This window comes from Domibacillus sp. F004, from assembly GCF_057814295.1.
Map to the genome: position 1 here is coordinate 461,570 of NZ_JBVATB010000002.1, position 22,070 is coordinate 483,639.

Consider the following 22,070-nt stretch of genomic DNA (forward strand, 5'->3'; position numbering starts at 1 on the left):
CGGAAAAAACCTTGTTTATTTCACAAGGTTTTTTCCTTTTTTCCTGAAGGATTGATAAGATGGTGAAGAAGCGTTTAATTGAATACATGACTGAGGTGGTAGGCTTGAAAATCATTGTAACAGGTGGAGCCGGATTTATCGGCAGTCATCTGGCCAAAAAACTGATAAAAGAAGGCCATGAAGTGTACATAATAGATTGTCTTCATCCTTATTACTCTATTGAAAGAAAAAGAAAACATGTAACGACGATTGAATCACACGGTGCTTTTCATTATCGTGACCTTAATTTATTGAATTCGGACGAAACAAAGGCTGAATTTATCCGAATCCGGCCAGATGCAATTGTTCATTTAGCTGCCTTGCCCGGAGTAGCCTATTCCATTGAAAAGCCGCTTGAGTATGTAGACGCTGATATTAAAGCGACGATCAATGTGTTAGAAGCCGCAGGCAAAGCCGGAGCTTCAAACGTTGTGTTTGCTTCGTCATCTTCTGTATACGGAAATCAAGAAGGGCCTTTTACCGAGGACATGGCAAACGGAAAAGTCATTTCACCTTATGCGGCTTCCAAATTTTCAGCAGAGTCTTTTTGCCATGTGTATGAAGATTTGTACGGTTTTCAGATGAATATTTTACGGTTTTTCACGGTGTATGGTCCATGGGGCCGACCCGATATGGCGATCGGCCAGTTTATCAAGCAGTTAATGCGAGGGGAAGAAATCACTGTATTTGGTGAGGGAAGAGCTCGTGATTTTACCTATATAGAGGATATCATCGAAGGTATTTATCTGACTTTGACGGTCCAAAAGAATAGTGACATTTTAAATATTGGCTCGGGAAGGCCAATTACGATGGATACGTTATTGCAAGAACTAAAACAGCATTTTCCAGATATGCAAATAAACAAGGAAACGTCCCGCGCCGGAGATGTATTAAAAACATGGGCGGATATTGCTAAAGCAAAGCGGCAGCTTGGCTATGAGCCGAAGACGGAGTTTAAAAAGGGGCTCGCTGAAACGGTAAAATGGGCGAAAGAGAATGAAGCATTCCTTTAAAACGGTGCTTTCCATTATAATACTCGCTGGTTTTGCTTATTTAACGCTTTATTTCTTCGATGGAAACCATTTGGAGAACAGTATAAAAAAAATCTTTCAGCAGCCTATCTTGCTCGTGGCGGTTCTAATGGTATATTTTCTTTCCTTTTGCTTAAAGGCGGTTGCATGGAAGCTTTATTTAAATGGAAAAGCCCGCTTTTCAACTTGTCTTATCGGCATTTTATACAGTTTATTGATCAATCACTTGCTTCCTATCAAAGTGGGAGACCTGGCGCGGGCGAAAATAGCCAGCGCAAGAGAGCCCATGTTGAAGGATGATGAAGCTTTTCATTCTGTGTTTGTACTTAGATTGCTGGATCTGTTTTGCTTGGTTGGCATGGCAATGATTGGCTTATGGGCTTTGAAGGTTCAATTCCGCTTCCCGCTTTGGCTCGTTATCGTTAGCACCCTTATTAGTCTGCTTGTTTTATTCGCCGTTCACCATTATGCGCCCGTTTTTTTGAACAAGCATATTCAATTGTTCAAAAAAGCGTTCTCCGGGAAAAAGGGGTTTTTCATTATTGCCTTCACCTTTTTTAGCTGGGTGCTTGAAGCTGGAATTCTATATGGGACGGTGAGGATGCTGAATGGAGATTTGTCTTTTATAGCATCGGTATTTGCCAATAGTGTCACCATTGCCGGGCAGGTTCTTCAAATCACACCAGGCGGCATTGGCAATTATGAAAGCTTTCTTGTGTTTGCTTTAACTTTATTTGGCTTTCCGGTTAAGGAAGGCTACACGATCGCTATTGTCACTCATGCGTTGAAATTTGCGGTTTCTTATATAGCGGGAGCCGCTGTATTACTGCTGTATCCGATCTCGCTTCACACATTGAAAGAATGGATCAAGGTAAGGAGAGTGAGAGAAAAATGAAAAGTGCATCTAAATTTGAGAAAGTGGCTGCACGCTGTTGGAATTTGTTAAATGAAGGGAAACCCTTTACACCGATTTTTGTAGTTGGAACCATGCTGCTGTATCATCTGGCGGCTCTCGGATCGATGGAAGCGTTGGATCTTTTTGGCGCGTTTTTCTACGTGGTCCCTTTGTTAATCCTTTTTTATTTGTTTGATTTTCCGCTGTTTTTAAGAAATTATTTATGGGTCCCGTTTATCGTGTATTTAATTGTATGGAACAAAGTAGAAGTAGAGCTTTTGTTTTTAGCGATCGGTCTTTATTTCTTTTTTACTGTGTTTTTCTGGGGGACGTTTTACTATCATCTGCGAATCGGAACGTCATGGTTGAATTTTACCCGTTTTTGGAAGCTTGTTATGAAAAACAGTGATTCAACGAGTGGGAATGCACAGGAACAGATTCCAAAGTTTTTATTAGTTTTATCCATATGGGAATGGGTTTTTGATGAAAATCGAGTCGGCGGAGAAGTCGATATGATGAACTTGGGTTTGTTTTATGGATTTGTTTTACTAATTGCCTACATCCTGCACCGCAATCTTTTTGACTGGAAACCGGCTATGTATAAACGTTACACGAAAGAAGAGTTTCCGGATCCTCGAAAAAGTCTCACTGAAAAAGTAATTGTGATCGTCATTGATGGCATGAGAAAAGAACGTTTTTATGAAGCAAACACACCGTTTTTAGATTCGTTAAAAGAAAATGGCACGGAATATACGAATATGGAAACCGTCTATCCTGCGAGAACAGTCGTCTGCTTTTCCTCGATGTTCACCGGCACCTATCCGATGGAGCACGGCATTAAGTCCAATATGGTCTGGAAGCTTGGGATCAAGGTGGAAAGTATTTTTGATTCCTTACGAAAAGTAGGCAAAACAGGCAGGCTGCTCGGAATTGCCCATTTGGTGGATTCTATGGGAAGTGATGTCGAAACCGTGACCGCTGTGATGCATAACGACAAAGCAGATCCAAACATTATGGAAAGAGCGAAAAAAATCATGAAAGAACAGGACCCGGACTTATTTATCGTCCAGATGATCGCGACGGACCAAACGGGCCACAGCCGAGGCGTATTATATGATGAATATATACAAAAAATACAAGAAGCCGATGCGTTAGTAGAAGACTTTGTTTCCTGGCTGAAGCAAGAAGGCAAAATGAATGACACAACGCTTTTCATTTGTGCGGATCACGGACAGGCGGATGGAATCGGCGGGCATGGCCATTTAGATGAAGGCGAGCGCTTCGTTCCATTCTTTGTGCATGGACCGAATATTGCCAAAGGGAAAAAAGTAGAAGAAAAACAAAGCCTCGTTTCATTAGCGCCAACCTTATCTTATTTATTGGGAGCTCCTTATCCGAGCCATAGCCGTGGAAAAGTGTTAATGGACGCCATCGTGCAGAAAGAAGAGAAGAAACGATGAAAAAACAGCAAGTGATTGTTTTTCTGCCGGCATATAATGAGGAACAGTCAATCGGGGAAGTGATTCAGCGCATTCCGAGACAATTTCATCATCAGGTGGACGTAAAAGTGCTCGTTATTGATGATGGGTCAACAGACAACACGGTAAACATAGCCAAATCTGCAGGAGCCGATTTCATCGTTAGCTTTGAAAAAAACTGCGGTTTAGGCGCGGCGGTGCGGGCGGGGTTAAAGGAATGCTTTGACCGGGGAGCGGATATCGGGGTCATGATTGATGCAGACGGCGAATACCCGGCCAATCAGATTCCAGACCTGTTGCAGCCAATCTTTGCAGGAGAAGCCGATTATACGATGGGCTCCCGTTTTTTAGGGACGATTAAAGGCATGAAGCTTCACCGCCGTCTCGGAAATTATGTGTTTACTCTTCTCCAAAGCATCGTATTGAAAAAGTGGATTTTTGACGGACAATCAGGGATGAGAGCCTTTACGCGTCAAGCACTCAAGCATGGAGAAATCATCCATGATTACAATTATGCACAAGTCTTGACGTTTAACCTTGTCAGACAAGGCTTTCGAGTAAAGGAAGTACCGATTCAATACCAGGTGCGCATGAAAGGAGAATCCTTTATTACATTTAGAGGGTACTTACGGTCTGTTATACCTGCGATCTGGAAAGAATTAAGGCGACCTGTTCGAAAAGTGAAAATAAATGTTAGCGCCCATAAGATAGACCTTAAAGATAACCATACATTAAAAGCTCAAAAGCAAAAAATTATGTAATGGATGCAAAATAAAAATTGACTTTTTCAGTGATAATCATTATCATTTATATAGGAGGATTTACTATGAAAAAATCGTTGTTTTTATCCTTTTTGTTTGTCTTTATTTTAAGTAATATAAATGTGTTATCTGCAGATGCCTATACATATGGGGATCCAAATGAAGAAGCCTTAGCAGAAGCATACAAAGCAATGATGCTTGAATTAGATAAAAATCCAGCCGATTATGCGACGGCAAAAAAGCATTTTGAGACTGTAAAAGAAGAAGTGGACATGCATATGGGGCCGGAACCGGCAAAAATCATTCTTCAAAATCTTGAAGATGAAGAGAAAGAACAAGTGATTGAGAATATGGATCAACTTCTTGTTTTAAATATAGCTAGACGATTGGAAAACATAGAAAAAAACTTCTCAGAATATGATACGAGTAAGCGATTGCTGGCAAAAGGCCATGCGACATATGAAGCGCTGTCTCCTAAAGTTGAATCACGTAATCCAGAGCTGGATAAAGAAGTAAAAGCAGAATTTGATCAAGCGTTAAAGGCTTTAGGAAACCCGGGACTTTTTGGTGTTGGGAAACAAGAAGCGGATTTAGATCAGTTTAATGCGAGCAAGGAAAAGGTTTTAACGTCACTTCAAAAAGAGTTTGACTTGAAAAGTTTAGAAATTGGACATTTTTCAGAAAGTGCGACAGAAACAGATAACGGAAAAAATGAATGGACGGATGTTTCAAATATACGAAATTGGATTCCGCTTTTACTGATTGTTGGACTTCTCATTGCCGTTATTGTTGTGGCAAGACGTAAACGGAAAAAATGATCGTAGACGTTCATCTTTCATATTTCCTATGTGAGGAGAGGAAAAGGTTTTGGAAGTACAAGCGTTATTAATCATGTTCCGTGAGGTGTTGGAAGCCTTATTGATTGTCGGCATCATCACCACGTATTTAAAACGAATGGACAACAAACAATATACAAAGTACGTATGGCTGGGAGCGGGGCTTGCTGTACTGGCAAGTGCCGGCGTCGCTATGCTGTTCCAAGTTGTTTTTACCGGCTTTACGTCAATGGGCAGCGAAATGTATTTAAAGATCGGCATTATGCTGGTCTCCGCTCTCCTGCTAACCCAGATGGTGTTTTGGATGGCGAGCCACAGCAAAGACTTAAAAGGGGAGATGGAAGGGAAAATGAATGGTTTTATCTCAACGGGCAACATCGTTGGCATGGTCATTCATTCCTTTTTAGTCGTCTTGCGTGAAGGAGTCGAAACAGTCTTTTTCTTTGCTGCGATAACAGGGGGCAACATCGGTGCTGGGATACAGGGCTGGGGAGCGATAACAGGGGTTCTCATTGCAGCTGTTGTTTCCTACTTCTTCTTTAAAGGCACGATGAAAGTCCAGCTTAAAACGTTCTTTAAAATTACCAGTGTGTTTATTATTTTGATTGCCGCTGGTCTTTTCGTGCAAGCCATTTCAATGATGCAGGATTTAAGTATGATTGGAAGCGTGATTCCGCATCTGTATGACCTTACTTGGTTCCTTCCAGAGCATTCCATTGATTATGATCACTATTTGCGGGATCATGGTGTTGCTCCTATCTTATCAGGAGATATCGGCATTTTTCTGAAGGCGTTATTCGGATATTCCTCTATGCCGTCCATTGAAGAAGTCATTGCCTACATTGGCTATTTTGTTGGAATTTACTTGTTAACGTCCAATAAAGGGATGGAGAAGAAAGAACGATCAACCCAGATCAGCGATATAAAAACACAAGCATAATAGAACGTTATTTTCTACAAGGAGTACAAGGCAGATGCCTTGTACTTTTTTCCTTGTGAAGAAGATTATTTTAAGCTCTATCTAACATTAGGAAGAGGGTGACGACATGGGGAAGAAAGAACGGTTGGTTAAACAATGGCATGTGTCAAACAGCGTCGTTATGATGATAAGCATTCTATCCATCGTTTTTTTATTGTGGACCCAGTTAACGTACATTAATTCTTTTGCGGCTACTTGGGACCAGGTTGATTTTTCGCTGGCTTTGGATCGATATGATTTAATGGCCATGCAGCCGCATTTTCCCGGCTATCCTTATTTCATCTTAGGGGGAAAAGTAGTTCATACATGGGTAGAAAATCAAACAGCGGCCTTAACGGTTTTTAATAGTTTATTTTACGTTAGTGCTTTATTTCCGATGTATCAACTGGCAAGAAAGTCTCTTGCCCGTTCATCGAGCTTGCTTATGGTCTCTCTGTTATACTCTTCTAGCTATATGCTGATTATGGTCAACCAGCCAATATCAGAAGGAGCTGCAATGGCTTGCTTATGGTGGTATTTTTGGAGCATCGAAAAAGCACTAAAGGAAAACAATCGTATGGCTCAGATTTTACCGCTATTTTTGTTTAGTGTCTTGCTAGGAATTCGATTGTCTTACTTGCCATTCGCTGTAGGCCTGTTTTACTTGTTTTATCAAAAATGGTCATTAAAAAAGTACACCGTGAAACAAATTGTGTTTCATTTAAGCGTAGCTGTGCTGTTTCAATTCTTCTGGGTAGGGGCTCTTATTTTCTCAGAAGGCAGTTTAAAAGGATTTATAAAACTGTCCCTTGCCTTTACAAGCGGCCATTTCAATAGCTGGGGCAATACAGCGGCAGCAAGCAGCACACCCTTCTCCGAAAGGGCAAAAACACTTATGATCGATAACGTAATATGGACCGGAGTCTCTTCCCAATCGCTCTTTTTATTTGTGCTATATGTTTTATTGATTGGCTTATTTCTCTATCGTTTTAGATGGAGTGTCTTAAAACAACATTCCGGAGGGCCATTAGCTGTCATAATGGGGATTTCTTATTTTTTCTGGGCTCTTTTTGCTCAAAATATTGACAAGCCTAGACACATACTTCCTATAGTGATGTTCCTTCTTTTTCTCCTGTTGTTAAATGTGTTAAAGAGGTTTGGCCATTCCCTTATTTTGGTTCTTTTTATGATGCTCTTAATCGGGCAATCTGTTCAGACCTTTCTTCTTCTAAAAGAACAAGCCACCCGGGAGCCAGCGACTTATCAGCTGGCAAGCTACTTAAAAGAGCTTGATGAGCCTGCAGTCATCTATGCGTGGGAAGAAACGAGAGTACTCGAGTACTTACATGTTCCTGTCTCCTACAATCAAGTTGAAACGTATTCTATTTTTCTTCATGACCAATCGTATTATAAAAACAGCCAAATCTTATTAACCGATAAAGTGCTGAAAGGATTTGAAACCGAGGAACAAAACCTTACGGACAAAGTTGAAAAAGTAAAAGAATTTAAATCGAACGCGCTTTTTGATCCTGTGTATGATCGCATCATATTGTATGAATGGAAGTAGCCGGGAAATGAAACAACTTATTTCTATATTAAACGTTCGTAAAAGTACACGTTTCCCTACAGTTTGTTGGACAACAAAAAAGGTTTAAGCACGATTTGATAATCGATGCTTAAACCTTTGCAATCAATTTTACAAGCACTCTAGTTCCTTCATCTGGCTTACTATGAACCTCAATTGTTCCTTCGTGAGCTTCAACAATCCATTTGCATAAAGACAATCCCAATCCAGTTCCCCCTTGACTTCTTGTACGTGAATCGTCCACACGATAGAATCGATGAAAAATAAAAGGTAAATGTTCTTCAGGAATCCCGATCCCATGATCAATGACTTCAATATGAACGAACGTTCCTTTACTGTACGCCTTGATTTCCACTGTTCCGTCTTCAGGCGTATACTTAATAGCATTTTCGATTAGATTGATAAATAATCTTCGCAAGAGATCTTCATCCCCATTTAGGATAAATGGATCTGGTAGGTGAAAATATAATTCAATCTGTTTTTTCTGGATTAAAGATAATAAGTGCTTGCTAACATATTGAAATAAGAGGGTTCCGTCTATTATTTTTCGCTCTATCCGACCTGGATTAGAGGTATTTTTCGATAAATATAAGAATTTTTCCGCCATATCAGACAAATAAATAACCTCTTCTAAAACAGCATGAAGCACACGTCTATATTCCTCTTCTGGTCTGTTTCTATGTAAGGCAACTTCTAATTCTCCCCGAATAATCGTTAAGGATGTTCGAAGTTCATGAGAAACATCGGATGTAAACTGCTGAATTTCGGTGAAGGAACTTTCCAATCGGTTAATCATGTCATTAAGAGTTTTAGCTAAGATCTGCAATTCATCTTCTGGTCCTTCAATTGGCAGCCTGTCATGCAAATTAGTGGCCGTAATTTTATTTGTAGCCGTAATGATTTTGTGAATCGGCTGCAGTGTTTTTCTTGAAATAAGCCATCCCATTACTAATGAAATTCCTACGGCACCGAAATTGCAGATGATAATAATGTTCCATAACTGATCGATGGCAAAATGCCGTATCCTGTCATACGTGGCAACCGTAATGGTATACGTCCATTTATTTTGTGATAGCTGTCGAAGAGACATCGCACGAAGCGGTATTCCATTCAGCTCAGGATCGGAGCTGAAGATATTTTCGTCAATCTTCTTCAAAGTTCCTGAGACGTTGATGCGTTGACCCTGCAGATTTTGTGAGGCTGCGATGACCTTGCCCTGGTCGTTTTCGATTTGCCAGTATAATTCTTCTTTTTGAACTCCTGCTGAAACAGGCAGCCCATTCATATAATTTTCTATTTCGGAAGACGGATAGCCCTCCTCAATAGAATAGGCAATCATGCCTCCCTCTCTGGCCAGCATCGAATCAATTTTGTTAGTTAACATATTGGTAAATGTAATAAATAAGAATAGGCTAAACAGGAATAAAATGAACATAAACATAAATGAATGCCAAATCGTAATTCTCCATCCGATACTGTTTACAAACTTCATGAGGCCTTATTCTTCTCCTTTGATCATATAACCTACACTATAAATCGTTTGGATGAGTTTTAAATCAAAGTTTTTATCGATCTTATTTCTTAAGTGATTAATATGAACATCCACTACGTTCGTTCCTATATTGTAAGCATCCATCCAAACGTGCTCCAGAATTAGAGTTCGAGGCAAAATCTTACGAGCATTTCTAATCATAAATTCCAAAATCGTATATTCCTTATTGGAAAGAAAAATAGGCAGCTCTCCTCGAGTCACTTCTCTCGTTGAGGGATTTAACCTTAGGTCTGCTATTTGTAAAAAAGGTGATGCCTTTTCTTGTTTTCGCCTTAACAGACTACGTATACGTGCTAATAATTCCGTAAAAGCAAAAGGCTTTGTCATATAATCGTCCGCCCCTAAATCGAGTCCCTCTACTTTATCAGCTACAGAATCTTTGGCACTGAGGATAAGAATAGGAAGATTTTTTCCGTTCAACCTCAATTCCTTGATTAATCGAGCCCCATTTTTCTTTGGAATCATAAGGTCGACAATTAAAAGATCATAATCTTCAGCATAAGCCAGCTCACAGGCCATTTCACCATCGTGCGCCACATCTACAACATAATGATGCTCTTTTAATCCTTGTGATATAAAACGAGCCACTTTTATTTCATCTTCGACCAATAGCAATCTCATTCCATTTCCCCCAACAAATACACCGATTTTATATTTTAATAATGATAATCATTATCATTATTATTATAACTATATCTTAGATTAATAGGACCGGTCAATCCACTAATAGTTTCCATTTAAAAGCTAATAACACACACAATTTAACAGGTAGCAATGTTATTGCTCTGTCAAAATTATTACAAGGCTGATAAATAACAATGATTAATAATCTAATCTCGGTATACGAGCATCCTATAAAATTTAATAGATAATACCTATCTTTATAATCATTTGACTTGAACAAGACAATTTAAAACTTAGATGGAAGGTAAAAAATAAGCCATCAGCGAAACACCTCGGAACATTAAGACAAAAAATTAATTTTTTTTAATTTTATTTTAAAGAATAGTTAATTTTTTTTTTGTAGTATAACGACATTGCCTAATTTATTGATAATGATTATCATTATTGGTTTTGGCATTTCCCTACTATTTAGGAGGAATTTATAATGTGACAGAAAATAGTCGTTAAACGAGAAGTACATCTATAGATGAAATAAATATGAAAATAGCCATGTTGAAAAAGAAAATAAATGAAAGTCATTAGCCGTCAAAAAGGAAATCATTTTTTACACACTTTAGAACATATATGGAGGTATAGCTTATGAAAAAATCATTATTATTTTTGGTATTAGTCGTAATTCTTGTATTATCGGTTGGTTGCACTAACCAAAAAGATAAGGTTCCTGAAAAACATGAAGAACAACATGAAGAGCAACATGAAGAAGCTGGAGATGATGTAATAATTGGTCAGGTAAATAAAAACGGAATGGAGATTAATGCTGTTTATATGCCTCATTCAGTTGAAGTAGCACCTGTTGAACATGGGGGTAAAAAAGGTAACATCCATTTAGAAGCAGATATTCATGCAACGGAGGATAATACTTTTGGATTTCATGAAGGTGAATGGATTCCATATCTAACAATTAAGTATGAAATACATGATTTAGATACAAATAAAGTGGTAGAAGAAGGACAACTTTATCCAATGGTGGCGGGTGATCCACATTATGCCTCAAATGTTTATATTCCAAAATCAGGTAATTATGAATTGACTTATAAGATCAGCGCACCTGATTTAGGTCGTCACGTTGAAGATGTTAAAGGTTTCTATGAACCCATGGAATTTAAATGGGAATTTAAGTATGAAGGGTCTAAAGAATTGTAAAATTATTAATGGAGATTTTATATAACTTTGAAATTCAAAGTTGATAAGAAAAAGTTCATTTATTAAGAGGTGATGATATGGAAAAATCAATTGATAATACTATAATCAAATCTCTAGTAGTGCTCATGAGGGTATTATTTGGAGCAGGGTGGTTTTTGGCAGGATTAACCAAAATCACAGGCAAAACAGGGGAAGTATCATGGTACGACCAACCGATGGTGTTCCTTACAGAATATTTGAAAGAAGCATTGGACAAGCCAAATGTCCCCGAATTTTACAAAAGCTTTATTGATGGGATCGCTTTGAATCATGTGTTCTTTTTAAATTACACAATACCCATTACCCAAATAATTATAGGCATATGCTTAATAGTTGGCTTTATGACGCTACCAGCTATTTTTATCTGCTTATTTATGCAAATTAATTTTATCCTTTCCGGTAATATGAATTTGCTTAGCTTAACTCTCTATACGTCTGCGTTCGGATTATTATTCTTTAGGAAAGATGCATTGATTTTAAGTTTAGACCGATATTTTAAAGTGGAAGATTTCTTCAAAGTAAAGAAACCTAGCTATGTGAGATGGAATGAAACAGAATAAAGTTAGTATAGTTTCAAAGTATGGATGGAAGTAGCTAGGGAAGGAAACTGAACAATTCCGCTTCAATATATGAAGCGGAATTGTTATTTATCACCAAATTTAACAAACGTCATTTCATCTTCAATTAATCCGCAGGGGGACAGTTCAAGGTAGCATAGGTGTTTTAGTCACATTTCCTAAGGCTAGTTCAACTTATATAGAATGCTTTTTTACTGATTTCGCTAGGTAGCCACCTCTAAACTTTCTTGCTTCGTAAGAAATTAAAAATGCGGAAGGCTCATATTCTTGTATGATCGAAAATACCTCTTTTTCTCTGCTTCGTAATGTTAAGATTTCAAGTTGAAAGCGTTGACTGTCTTTCCCTTCACCTACAAATAATGTGACACCGAAACCTTCTTGGCGTAATGTTGAGATGAAATCATCATTTCTATTCGTAATATTTGCGACAATTGTAGTATACCCAATGGCAAGTTTCCCCTCTACATATCCGCCAATGGCAATACCTAAGGCAAAACCAATCGCATATACAAGCATGGCCCAAATACTTTGTTCACCGGTAAAGATAATGGCTAAACCAAATACATATACTAACGCTTCTATAAATCCTAAAATGGAAGCAAGGAACTTTTTTTCCTTTACTAAAAAAATAATCCGCAGCGTATAGATCGGTACATAAATTAATTGAAGTAAAAAGATCAATAATATATCCATGGGTGGGCTCCTTCTCACTTATAAGTGCAAAGTTTAGTTACATAAAAAAACAAAAAAGCTTACAGAAAAGATGAAGGCTTCTTCTGTAAGCCGAGAAAACAATAACCTGTAGCAAGTTTGGTTTATAACTATCCTTTAATGTTTATTTTCGGTATTACTTGCCTCACTCAGCGTAAGTGATTTCGTTTCAGGAGCCCAAGCGATTGATACAATTGCGCCAATAACAAGTACAGCTGTGAGACAGAGCATTGTATATTGAATCCCTATACTTGCAATCCCCATTGGAAGCAAGAACGTACCAACTGCCGCACCTAATCTACTTGCAGCTGTTGCAAGTCCTACGCCAGAAGAGCGGATTTCTGTTGGAAAGCTCTCGGCAGGAAATACCCCAACCAAGTTACTGACAGCAGACATGATCAAGGTGAAGATGGCAAAAGAAAGAATCATGAATACTGTTGCGCTGTTAGGTAAAATACTGAGAAGAGTGAGCGAAATGATTAACACGATAAAAGAGCTGATCAAAAATCCTCGACGAGAAAATTTAATCGTAAACAAAATACCTAAAACGGCACCTATAATGAGAAGTCCATTTAACAGAAAATCCGTTCCATACCCTTGACTCAGTCCGATTGCATCCAGAATGTTTGGTAAAAACGTGTAAATAGCGAAGTAAGGGATAACGAGACAAACAAAGAATATACAGTTGAAAGCAGTCCGTTTTCTTATCTCTTTACTGAATAAAGTTGCAAAACTGCTGTTCGTTTGTACAGGTGTTTCATCATCAAGTACGATATTCGATCCGACATGTTTCTTGACAATTTCCCGAGCTTCTTCCACCCGGCCTTTACTAATCAGCCATCTAGGTGACTCAGGTGTACCCATTCGCAAAACCAAAATAATGACAGCTGGAATCGCTGATGAAGCTAACATCCACCGCCAAGCGTCTGGAGAGGTATCGATTGCAAGAATACCGATCAAGTTTGCCGCTACATAACCAAATGTCCAGATAACACTAAATGATCCTAATAATACCCCACGATGTTTACGCGGTGAAAACTCAGCTAACATCGTGTGCCCTACGCTATAGTCGCCGCCCAGTCCAATCCCAATCAAGATTCTATATAACGCAAGTTCTGTAGGACTATCTGCGAAAAACTGTAAAATGGATGCAGCAGTAATGAGGATAAAACTAAAGACAAATATTTTTTGTCTTCCTACATAATCAGATATCCAGCCTAAAACTAAACTGCCTAAGAAAAGACCTATTAAAGCAGAACTTCCGATTAACCCAACCCAAAATGGCGTTAAATCCATTTGAGGGGTCAGTAAGGCAAGTGCAAATCCGACAATACCTAAAATATATCCGTCAGTGAAATGAGCCCCGAACGTCAGACCTGCAATTTTAATATGAAATTTATTTAGTGGCGCATCATCTAATTTAATTGTATTTCCATTAAGTGCTTCATTGTGGTTTCCCATTGAATCTCCTCCTGCTTCATTTTTCAAACCTCGACGGTTACTTGTAGAATGAAAAAACATGTATGAAATCACTTATAGAGGGAAGCGTTTTCATTTGTGGATAAAAAGTTCGCAATACGAACATTAAGTGCGTTATATGAATATAATTGCATTATAATCTTGTACTTAAGTTGTTGTCAAACTTTTTCGGGAATAAAAAATGACCAGATTTATTTTGAGAAATAGCAGGAGATGCAAACAAAAAAGAACGAGGCCGGCATTTACAATTCGTAAAATGTCGGCCTCGTTCTTTTATTTCAAATGCAATTGTTTATTTTTTATTAGCTCAATCCAACTGTTCTTCGATTTTTTGTGCGGCTTCCAGCATTCGATCATTTAATAGTAAAAGTGCTTCCTTTGATAGACGGAAACTCGGTCCACCTAGCGTAATAAATGCGACTAAACTGTTTTTCTTGTCAAAGATAGGAGCTGAAATCGCGTTTTCATTTTCATCTAGTTCACCAATCGATAATCCAACCTTTTGAACACGAATTTTATCTAGTTCTTTACGCAGTTCTTCTGGGTCCGTAATTGTATATTTGGAAAATGGTTTAAGGGGCTGCTCTAATAAAATGTTCAACTCCTTTTTTGGCAGTAAACTTAATAAAATCTTCCCGTTAGATGTGCAGTGTAAAGGTGAAATGGTATGAGTATAGTCAACTAGTCTAACGCTATGGTCGGTGTCTATTTGATCAATAGTCAGAGTTCCATCATGCTTAGGAACACTGAGTAAAACAGTTTCACCTACTTCTTCTTTTAATTCTTCTAGCGTCCTGCGAGCTCTTCGTATGAGGGAACCGTATGGATCATGTTGAGAAGTTAATTGATGAAGGGCATACCCAAGCTGATACCCTTTTGAAACAGGATCCTTTTCTACAAAACCTTGACTTTCAAGGGTTCCAATCAAACGCCAGGCCGTGGTACGGTTCAGCTCAGCCTGTTTGGCCAGATCACCGACTGAAATGGGTGATGAACTTTCTCCAATAAACTTCAAAAGCACTAAAGCGCGTTCAACGGCTTGTACAGAAGAACTTTCTTTATTAACGGCTTGTTTTGTTGTGATTTGATTATTATTTTCCATCTTTTCATTATAGCGTAAGAGAATAAAAGAATGTCAATCAATTCACTCTGATCAAAAAAATTAATTAATTCATTGACTCATAAATTATTCGGTCATATAATAGCTGTAAGTTCTTAATGTGAACTTAAAGTTCGTTATATGAACACAAAATGAAGGGTGTCAGCTTTGTAGAATAGAGGCTATGTGGATGACATTGCTTTTAACGAATGAAAAAGTTTTGTAGGAGGGATTTCAATCAGTCAGAATGATGAGTTTGAAAAACGGACAGAGAGAGATTACTTCGGCAAAGTGGATATTCCCAAAAATGCTTTATATGGCATTCAAACGATGAGAACGGTGCAAAATCTTTCTTTCTCGGGTCAACTATTAAAAAATTATCCGGAATATATTGTGTCATTAGCTATGGTGAAAAAAGCGGCTGCGTTAGCTAATCAGGAGACTGGTATTTTAACTGCTTCTATTGGTAGCGCAATATTAAATGCTTGTGATCAATTAATTCAAGGAAATTATCAAGACCACTTCATTGTAGATATTTTGCATGGAGGCGGTGGGATTGGTACGAATATGAATGTAAATGAAGTGTTAGCCAATTTGGCCAATGAATCTTTCGGAGAATCTTTCGGTATATATGCACCTGTTCATCCTGTAGACCATGTAAACGCTTCCCAGTCCACATCGGATGTATGTCATACATCTATTCGTCTGGCGATTGTGCGTTGTTTTGAACAATTGGATCATGAGTTAACAAAGATGCACGACATGATGGAGCAAAAATCACAACAGTTTATGGACGTTACAACAATCTCCCGGACTTGTTTACAGGATGCGATGCGCGTTCAGCTAGGAGAGGTTTTCAGTGGTTACGCATCTGTGCTGAAAAGACGTCACAGTGCTTTAAAAGAAGCCATCGAGTCATTACTTACTGTTAATCTTGGAGCGACTGTTATTGGAAATGGCGTAGGGGCACCGGAAAAATATAAAGAAGTGGTCATCGGGAAATTGCGTGAAGTATCGAATATGAATGTGACAATACGGGATAATTTATTTGATGCTGCGCAAAACATCGACGACTTAGCTCATATGTCAAAGCAGTTGAGTTTATTAGCAACAACATTAATCAAAGTTGCGAAAGATTTAAGATTACTTTCATCGGGACCCGAAGCGGGATTTTCAGAAATCACCTTGCCATCGGTTCAAGCCGGTTCTTCCTTTTTTCCAGGAAAAGTGAATCCGGTCATCCCCGAAACGATGATTCAAAGCTGTTTTCAAGTCCTCGGGTGTGACCGGGTTGTTCAAGCTGCATTGGAACATGGTGAACTTGACTTAAATGTTTTTGAAGGAATGGCAGGCGCCAATATACTGAATGGGTTACGTATGTTGACAAACTCAGCTCATTCCTTTACAGAGCGATGCCTAAAGGACATAGCATCTAATAAAGAAAGATGTACAGAACTTTCAAATACATTTATTCCAGTTATCGTGGAATTGAAGGAACAATTGGGTTATTCGGCCGTTTCCAATTTAATGAAAGAACATGATCGTGAATTTATAAAAAACTTACTAAAATAATGGAGGTATGGACCATGACACAAGAAAACAAACAGTTTGAAGGAATTGAACAGCCAAAACTAGAGTGGGCTTATGAATGGCTTAAAACAACGAAAAAGCTTTACATCAATGGAGAATGGGCAGACAGCTCAGGCGAAAAAGTGATCGAATCGATCAATCCAGCGAATGGAGAAGTTTTAGGTCATTTTCAACGTGCTGAAATGCAGGACGTAGATAAAGCAATTCAATCAGCAAGAGCTGCGCTAGAACAAGGTTCATGGAAAGACATGAGCCGAAAGGATAGAGGAAAAGCATTACGCAAAATCAGCGCACTTATTCATGAGCATCATGCGGAGCTTGCAACATTGGAAGCACTTGATAACGGAAAATTATATACAGAAGCGTACAACGATGATGTACAAGAAGCAGCGGACTTATTTGAGTATTACGCAGGATGGACAGATAAATATTATGGTGAAAACAATCCGGTAGAAGGTAATTTCTTAAGTGTCACAACGAGAGATCCGATCGGTGTATGCGGACAAATTGTGCCGTTTAATTTTCCAATTCAAATGGCTGTCTTAAAACTATCACCTGCCTTATCGATGGGGAACACCGTTATTTTAAAACCAGCTGATAAAACCTCTTACTCTGCTATTCGATTGTTTGAAATTATTGACGAGGCAGGCGTATTGCCGAAGGGTGTTATTAACTTAGTCCTCGGTGACGGTGAGGTTGGTTCTTACATTAGTCGTCATATGGATATTGATAAACTATCATTTACAGGTAGTACACATATCGGAAAACAATTAATCCATGACTCGGCTGATAGCAATTTAAAACCAGTAACGTTAGAACTTGGCGGTAAGTCACCTAACATTATATTTAGTGATGTTTCGGATTTAGATGCAGCGATCGAACGCTCGTTTTACGGGTTATTTACACATAAAGGTGAAAAGTGTTCTGCGCCGACCCGCTTATTTGCGCAACGTGAAATTTATGATGAGGTTGTAGAGAAAATGGCTGAGTACGCTGAAAATTACAAATGCGGTGATCCGTTCGATCCAGCAAGCGATCAAGGTGCACAAGTGTCCAAACAGCATATGGAATCCATTTTAAATTACATTAAGAGCGGCAAAGAGCAAGGGGCACGAATTGTAGCCGGAGGAGAACGGGATACGATTGGAACAAACGCAAAAGGCTGTTTTGTTCAACCAACTATTTTTGCAGATGTTAATAATAAAATGAAAATTGCACAGGAAGAGATTTTTGGACCTGTCCTCTGCATTATCCCATTCGATACAGAAGAAGAGGTTGTCAAAATGGCAAATGATACGATTTACGGCCTTGGTGCAGGGCTCTGGACAGGCGATACTTCCCGTGCTCATCGCGTAGCTAATCAGCTTGATGCGGGTATGGTTTTCGTTAATAGATATGGATGCTATGACTTTGCTAGTCCATTTGGTGGAGTGAAACAAAGTGGATGGGGCAAAGAGTATGCCATTCATTCATTACAAGCCTTTACAAAAACAAGAGCGATTTGGTTCGCGTATTGAAAATTTACTTGAAAGAGGGAATCTTACGATGAAAATAAAAGCAGCTATTATGACTGAAGTAGGCAAACCATTATCCATTCAACAAGTCGAACTTAGTGAACCAAAATCGAATGAAGTTCTTGTGAAAATAAAAGCAACGGGTGTTTGCCATAGTGATTTAAATGCTTTAAATGATCCAACGACGCCAACGCCGACTATTCTTGGACATGAAGGTTCGGGAATTGTTGAAGCAGTTGGTCCAAGTGTAACAAGTGTCAAAGCTGGCGATAAAGTAGCTCTAAGTTGGGTTCCATATTGCGGGACATGTGAATTTTGTGTAACAGGAGCTGTGCATTTATGTGAGTCTGCATTTGGTCCAATGTTTGAAGGAACACTCCTTGATGGCACTTCAAGACTGAGTCAAGACGGAAAACAAGTATACCACAACTCTTTATTATCTACTTTTGCAGAATATGCGGTTGTTCCGGAAATGTCATGTATAAAGCTGCCGGATGAAATGCCTTTAGCACAAGCTTCCTTAATCGGATGCGGAGTGGCAACAGGTTATGGAGCCGCTGTGAACGCAGCCGGTGTGACACCGGGGTCTACAGTCGCCATCTTTGGAATTGGCGGAGTGGGCGTAAATGCGATTCAAGGAGCAGATATTGCCGGTGCTTCTAAAATTATTGCTTGTGATGTAAAACCGGCTAATTTGGACATTGCTAAACAGTTTGGCGCAACGCATACGATTAATTCAGCGGAAGTTGATGTAGAAGCAGCGTTAAAAGAACTGACAAATGGTTTAGGTGTTCACTATGCTATTGATTGTTCAGGTCATACTGCAGCGACTGAAAGTGCTTGGAAAGGTACAAGAAAAGGTGGTACGGTCGTTGTTGTTGGCGCATTTAATCCTGAGAAAACGTTAAATATTCCAGCCGGGGGATTCCACAGAGTTGGAAAAGTATTAAAAGGAAGTTTTTACGGGGATACGCAGCCATTCCGTGATTTCCCTATGATTGCGCAAATGTATTTAGATGGAAAATTCAAGTTGGATGAGCTTGTGTTAGATCGGATTGAATTAGACAATATTAATCAAGCATTTGATTCTTTCCATGACTGCAGTTGTGTCAATGTAGGAAGAGCAGTTATTGAATTTAATAATTAATTGCCAAACTAAATTACTTACTAAATTCCATTAAAGTGAAGGGTGTTTAAATTGATCAATGATGGCAATTTAAACACCCTTCTTATTCTTCTAACAGAACATAAAAGGAGTGTTAGAAAATGCGTGTAGAAAAAGATTTAATTGGAGAATTGGAAATTGATCACGATGTTTATTATGGAATACAAACAGCTCGATCTTGTCAGAATTTCCCGATTTCTGGTCGGACGATCGAATTATACCCTCATTTAATAAAAAGCATCGCCTATATTAAAAAAGCAGCAGCCATGTCTAATCACAGTGTCGGCGCTCTAGACGAAGAGAAGAAAGAGGCAATTTGCCAAGCGGCAGATGAAATCATCATTGGAAAAATGAAAAATCAATTTCCTGTCGATATTTATCAAGGTGGCGGTGGAACGTCAACGAATATGAACGTCAACGAAGTGATCGCCAACCGGGCAAATGAACGATTAACAGGTCATAAAGGATATGACTCTATACATCCAAATGAGCATGTAAATATGTCCCAATCAACGAACGATGTGCTTCCAAGTGCAATGAAAATGGCCTGCTTTTTCTATATAGATGATTTATTAATTAGTTTGAATAAGATTGAATGCTCGTTGGCAAAGAAAACAGAGGAATTTTCCGATGTTGTGAAAATATCAAGAACATGTCTCCAGGATGCTGTACCTATTACTCTTGGTCAACAATTTAGCGGGTATCATTCCTTTGTCAAAAGACAAATAGAAGACATGAAGAACCTGCAAAAAGATTGCTTGTCTATTGTAATGGGTGCAACGGCAGTTGGCACAGGGATCGGAGCTGCTCCTGGTTACATAGAAAAGATGTATGAATATTTGCCAGAGGTATCAAATTTAGCTGTCATCAAAGAGGATAATTTTTTCGATGGGCTGCAAAATGCAGATATTTATTTGAAAATCTCTTCATCCTTAAAAGGATTATCGAGTGGATTATCGAAAATGTCCAGCGATTTAAGATTGCTTTCATCAGGTCCAAGGGCAGGTTTTGCCGAGATCACTTTGCCGGCGGTCCAGCTAGGTTCTTCCATTATGCCAGGGAAAATTAATCCATGTATACCCGAAATGGTGATGCAAGTTTGTTTTGAGGTATATGGGAATGATCAGACGATTACATTCGCTGTCGATCGAGGTGAACTGGATTTGAACATCTGGGAACCGATTATTTTGAAAAACATATTTGAATCTTTTTCTATTTTAACGAATAGTATTACGCTGCTTACTGAAAAGTGCCTAGACGGTATTGAAGCGAATAAAACGGTTTGCTTGAACAATGCTGAGAACTCGTTATCTTTGTCCGTCGTTATTTCATCCCTATTCGGGTATCGAGTAGCTAACGAGGTAGCTTTAGAAGCATACGAAAAAAATGTATCAATAAAAGAAGTAGCAGTCGAAAAAGGACTTTTAAATGAAGTGGAAGCGGCTGAGTTACTAAATCCTGTAAACTTAACTGATTCTGTAAAAATGCATCATTTCTTACATTCAAGAACTCATTTATAGGCTGCAAAAAAATTTGAAGGTTAATAGGAAAGTAAAATAAATCTCTGCTAATTTGTAACGTTTTGTTTAAAAGGGGAAAGAAAATTCGCAACGTTAGGAGAAAGAGAATATGTCAAATTTGCGAGAAGAAGCGCTCAACATGCACAAAGAAAAGAAAGGAAAGCTTGGTGTTTATTCAAAGGTTCCTATACACGACGCAAAAGATTTAAGTCTTGCTTACTCTCCAGGTGTAGCCGAACCTTGCCTGGACATTCAGCAAGATGAGGGGAAAGTTTATGATTATACAATGAAAGGGAATCTTGTGGCGGTTGTATCAAATGGAACAGCTGTACTTGGTCTTGGGAATATTGGTCCGAAAGCAGCTATGCCTGTTATGGAAGGAAAAGCAGTATTATTCAAATCATTTGCAGATATCGATGCATTCCCTCTTTGTCTAAATACAGAAGATCCTGATAAAGTGGTTGAAACAGTTCGATTGTTGGAACCCACTTTTGGTGGCGTGAATTTAGAAGACATTGCGGCCCCCCAATGCTTCGAAATAGAAGAGCGTTTAAAAGAAGTTTGTCAAATTCCTGTTTTTCATGATGATCAACATGGAACAGCGATTGTCACGGTTGCTGGGCTAATCAATGCGTTGAAACTAGCAGACAAAAAAATAGAAGAAATTCGTGTTGTGATAAATGGGGCAGGCGCTGCAGGGGTTGCGATTATTCATCTTCTTCTTCGTATGGGGGTAAAGGAAGTCCTATTATGCGACACAAAAGGAATTATATATGAGGGTCGTCCTGATGGGATGAACCTATTTAAGGAAAGATTAGCTCGTCTTACGAATAAGGAATTAAAACAAGGAACATTGGCGGAAGCTCTTTTAGGAGCAGATGTGTTTATCGGCGTATCCGCTGCAGGAGCCGTCACGGAAGAGATGGTTCGATCTATGAATCATCATCCGATTGTTTTCGCGATGGCTAACCCTACACCGGAAATTTTTCCAGATAAGGCGAAAGCAGCCGGTGCATTCGTTGTAGGGACGGGCCGTTCTGATTTCCCGAACCAAGTCAATAATGTTCTTGCATTTCCAGGCATTTTCCGCGGAGCTTTAGACGTTCAGGCAAAAGAAATTAACGAAGAAATGAAGCTTGCTGCTGTTTATGCGATTGCTGAATTAGTCACTGGAGACCTCCATACAGATTATGTGATTCCAGATCCATTCGATCGAAGAGTAGCCGCATATGTAGCTGCCGCTGTTGCAAAAGCAGCAATGGAAACGGGCGTTGCCCAAAAGATTGTCAATCCGGCAGAAATACAATATCGATTGCTTATGCTCTCTAAAGAAAAAGAATACGTATAAAAAGCACAGAGGGAGATTCCACATAGCCGTCAAGTTAAGCAAAGTGTTGAGAAAAAAGATGTTTT

At 38.9% G+C, this 22,070-nt stretch carries 19 protein-coding genes; 14 read left to right on the top strand and 5 right to left on the bottom strand.

Annotated features, from left to right (window positions below; translation table 11 throughout):
* Window positions 1-59 precede the first annotated feature (59 nt).
* The 7 genes from ACZYRN_RS07815 to ACZYRN_RS07845 all read left to right on the top strand — a co-directional run bounded on the left by ACZYRN_RS07815 (window position 60) and on the right by ACZYRN_RS07845 (window position 7,565).
* On the top strand, window positions 60-1,052 hold the full coding sequence (locus ACZYRN_RS07815) for an NAD-dependent epimerase/dehydratase family protein (protein WP_488910964.1): 993 nt from the start codon (window positions 60-62) through the stop codon (window positions 1,050-1,052).
* The gene (locus tag ACZYRN_RS07820) at window positions 1,036-1,965 is read left to right on the top strand and encodes a lysylphosphatidylglycerol synthase transmembrane domain-containing protein (protein ID WP_488910965.1); all 930 of its coding nucleotides are present in this window, start codon (window positions 1,036-1,038) and stop codon (window positions 1,963-1,965) included. The genes ACZYRN_RS07815 and ACZYRN_RS07820 overlap by 17 nt, the downstream gene beginning before the upstream one ends.
* Entirely contained in the window at window positions 1,962-3,425 is a 1,464-nt protein-coding gene (locus ACZYRN_RS07825; protein WP_488910966.1) for an alkaline phosphatase family protein, read from the top strand. Before ACZYRN_RS07820 ends, ACZYRN_RS07825 begins: the two co-directional genes overlap by 4 nt.
* Window positions 3,422-4,204, top strand: a complete 783-nt coding sequence (locus ACZYRN_RS07830) for a glycosyltransferase family 2 protein (RefSeq protein ID WP_488910967.1) — start codon at window positions 3,422-3,424, stop codon at window positions 4,202-4,204. Before ACZYRN_RS07825 ends, ACZYRN_RS07830 begins: the two co-directional genes overlap by 4 nt.
* 65 nt (window positions 4,205-4,269) lie before the next feature.
* Window positions 4,270-5,022 carry a hypothetical protein gene (locus ACZYRN_RS07835; protein WP_488910968.1) on the top strand — a complete coding sequence of 251 codons (753 nt, stop codon included), beginning with the start codon at window positions 4,270-4,272 and terminating at the stop codon, window positions 5,020-5,022.
* A gap of 49 nt (window positions 5,023-5,071) precedes the next feature.
* Entirely contained in the window at window positions 5,072-5,980 is a 909-nt protein-coding gene (locus tag ACZYRN_RS07840; protein ID WP_488910969.1) for an FTR1 family iron permease, read from the top strand.
* Between the two features lie 106 nt (window positions 5,981-6,086).
* Window positions 6,087-7,565 (top strand): hypothetical protein, encoded by a 1,479-nt coding sequence (locus ACZYRN_RS07845; protein WP_488910970.1) that lies wholly within the window; start codon window positions 6,087-6,089, stop codon window positions 7,563-7,565.
* 109 nt (window positions 7,566-7,674) lie between these two features.
* Here the strand turns inward: ACZYRN_RS07845 and ACZYRN_RS07850 are convergent, their stop codons facing one another.
* The gene (locus ACZYRN_RS07850) at window positions 7,675-9,075 is read right to left on the bottom strand and encodes a sensor histidine kinase (protein ID WP_488910971.1); all 1,401 of its coding nucleotides are present in this window, start codon (window positions 9,073-9,075) and stop codon (window positions 7,675-7,677) included.
* A 6-nt stretch (window positions 9,076-9,081) separates the two neighbouring features.
* Window positions 9,082-9,756, bottom strand: coding sequence for a response regulator (locus tag ACZYRN_RS07855; RefSeq protein WP_488910972.1), 675 nt, complete (start codon window positions 9,754-9,756; stop codon window positions 9,082-9,084).
* Between the two features lie 642 nt (window positions 9,757-10,398).
* On the opposite strand from ACZYRN_RS07855, the gene ACZYRN_RS07860 reads away from it, so the two are divergent.
* A complete protein-coding gene (locus ACZYRN_RS07860) occupies window positions 10,399-10,962 on the top strand; it encodes an iron transporter (protein ID WP_488910973.1) in 564 nt (187 codons plus the stop codon).
* 77 nt (window positions 10,963-11,039) lie between these two features.
* Entirely contained in the window at window positions 11,040-11,561 is a 522-nt protein-coding gene (locus tag ACZYRN_RS07865) for a hypothetical protein (RefSeq protein WP_488910974.1), read from the top strand.
* Between the two features lie 192 nt (window positions 11,562-11,753).
* Here the strand turns inward: ACZYRN_RS07865 and ACZYRN_RS07870 are convergent, their stop codons facing one another.
* The 3 genes from ACZYRN_RS07870 to ACZYRN_RS07880 all read right to left on the bottom strand — a co-directional run bounded on the left by ACZYRN_RS07870 (window position 11,754) and on the right by ACZYRN_RS07880 (window position 14,871).
* Window positions 11,754-12,272, bottom strand: a complete 519-nt coding sequence (locus tag ACZYRN_RS07870; RefSeq protein ID WP_488910975.1) for a DUF2179 domain-containing protein — start codon at window positions 12,270-12,272, stop codon at window positions 11,754-11,756.
* Between the two features lie 135 nt (window positions 12,273-12,407).
* Complete coding sequence (locus ACZYRN_RS07875) at window positions 12,408-13,751, bottom strand: MFS transporter (RefSeq protein ID WP_488910976.1); 1,344 nt, start codon at window positions 13,749-13,751, stop codon at window positions 12,408-12,410.
* A 325-nt stretch (window positions 13,752-14,076) separates the two neighbouring features.
* Entirely contained in the window at window positions 14,077-14,871 is a 795-nt protein-coding gene (locus ACZYRN_RS07880; RefSeq protein WP_488910977.1) for an IclR family transcriptional regulator, read from the bottom strand.
* A 288-nt stretch (window positions 14,872-15,159) separates the two neighbouring features.
* Here ACZYRN_RS07880 and ACZYRN_RS07885 point away from each other — a divergent pair, with 288 nt between their 5' ends.
* The 5 genes from ACZYRN_RS07885 to ystJ all read left to right on the top strand — a co-directional run bounded on the left by ACZYRN_RS07885 (window position 15,160) and on the right by ystJ (window position 22,005).
* Window positions 15,160-16,440 carry a lyase family protein gene (locus tag ACZYRN_RS07885; protein ID WP_488910978.1) on the top strand — a complete coding sequence of 427 codons (1,281 nt, stop codon included), beginning with the start codon at window positions 15,160-15,162 and terminating at the stop codon, window positions 16,438-16,440.
* A 14-nt stretch (window positions 16,441-16,454) separates the two neighbouring features.
* Window positions 16,455-17,975: an aldehyde dehydrogenase family protein gene (locus ACZYRN_RS07890; protein ID WP_488910979.1), complete on the top strand. Its 1,521-nt coding sequence runs from the start codon at window positions 16,455-16,457 to the stop codon at window positions 17,973-17,975.
* Window positions 17,917-19,119 carry a Zn-dependent alcohol dehydrogenase gene (locus ACZYRN_RS07895; protein ID WP_488910980.1) on the top strand — a complete coding sequence of 401 codons (1,203 nt, stop codon included), beginning with the start codon at window positions 17,917-17,919 and terminating at the stop codon, window positions 19,117-19,119. The genes ACZYRN_RS07890 and ACZYRN_RS07895 overlap by 59 nt, the downstream gene beginning before the upstream one ends.
* A gap of 119 nt (window positions 19,120-19,238) precedes the next feature.
* Complete coding sequence (locus ACZYRN_RS07900; RefSeq protein WP_488910981.1) at window positions 19,239-20,657, top strand: aspartate ammonia-lyase; 1,419 nt, start codon at window positions 19,239-19,241, stop codon at window positions 20,655-20,657.
* Window positions 20,658-20,766: 109 nt separating this feature from the next.
* Window positions 20,767-22,005 (top strand): NADP-dependent malic enzyme, encoded by a 1,239-nt coding sequence (gene ystJ, locus ACZYRN_RS07905; protein WP_488910982.1) that lies wholly within the window; start codon window positions 20,767-20,769, stop codon window positions 22,003-22,005.
* The last annotated feature ends 65 nt before the right edge of the window (window positions 22,006-22,070 follow it).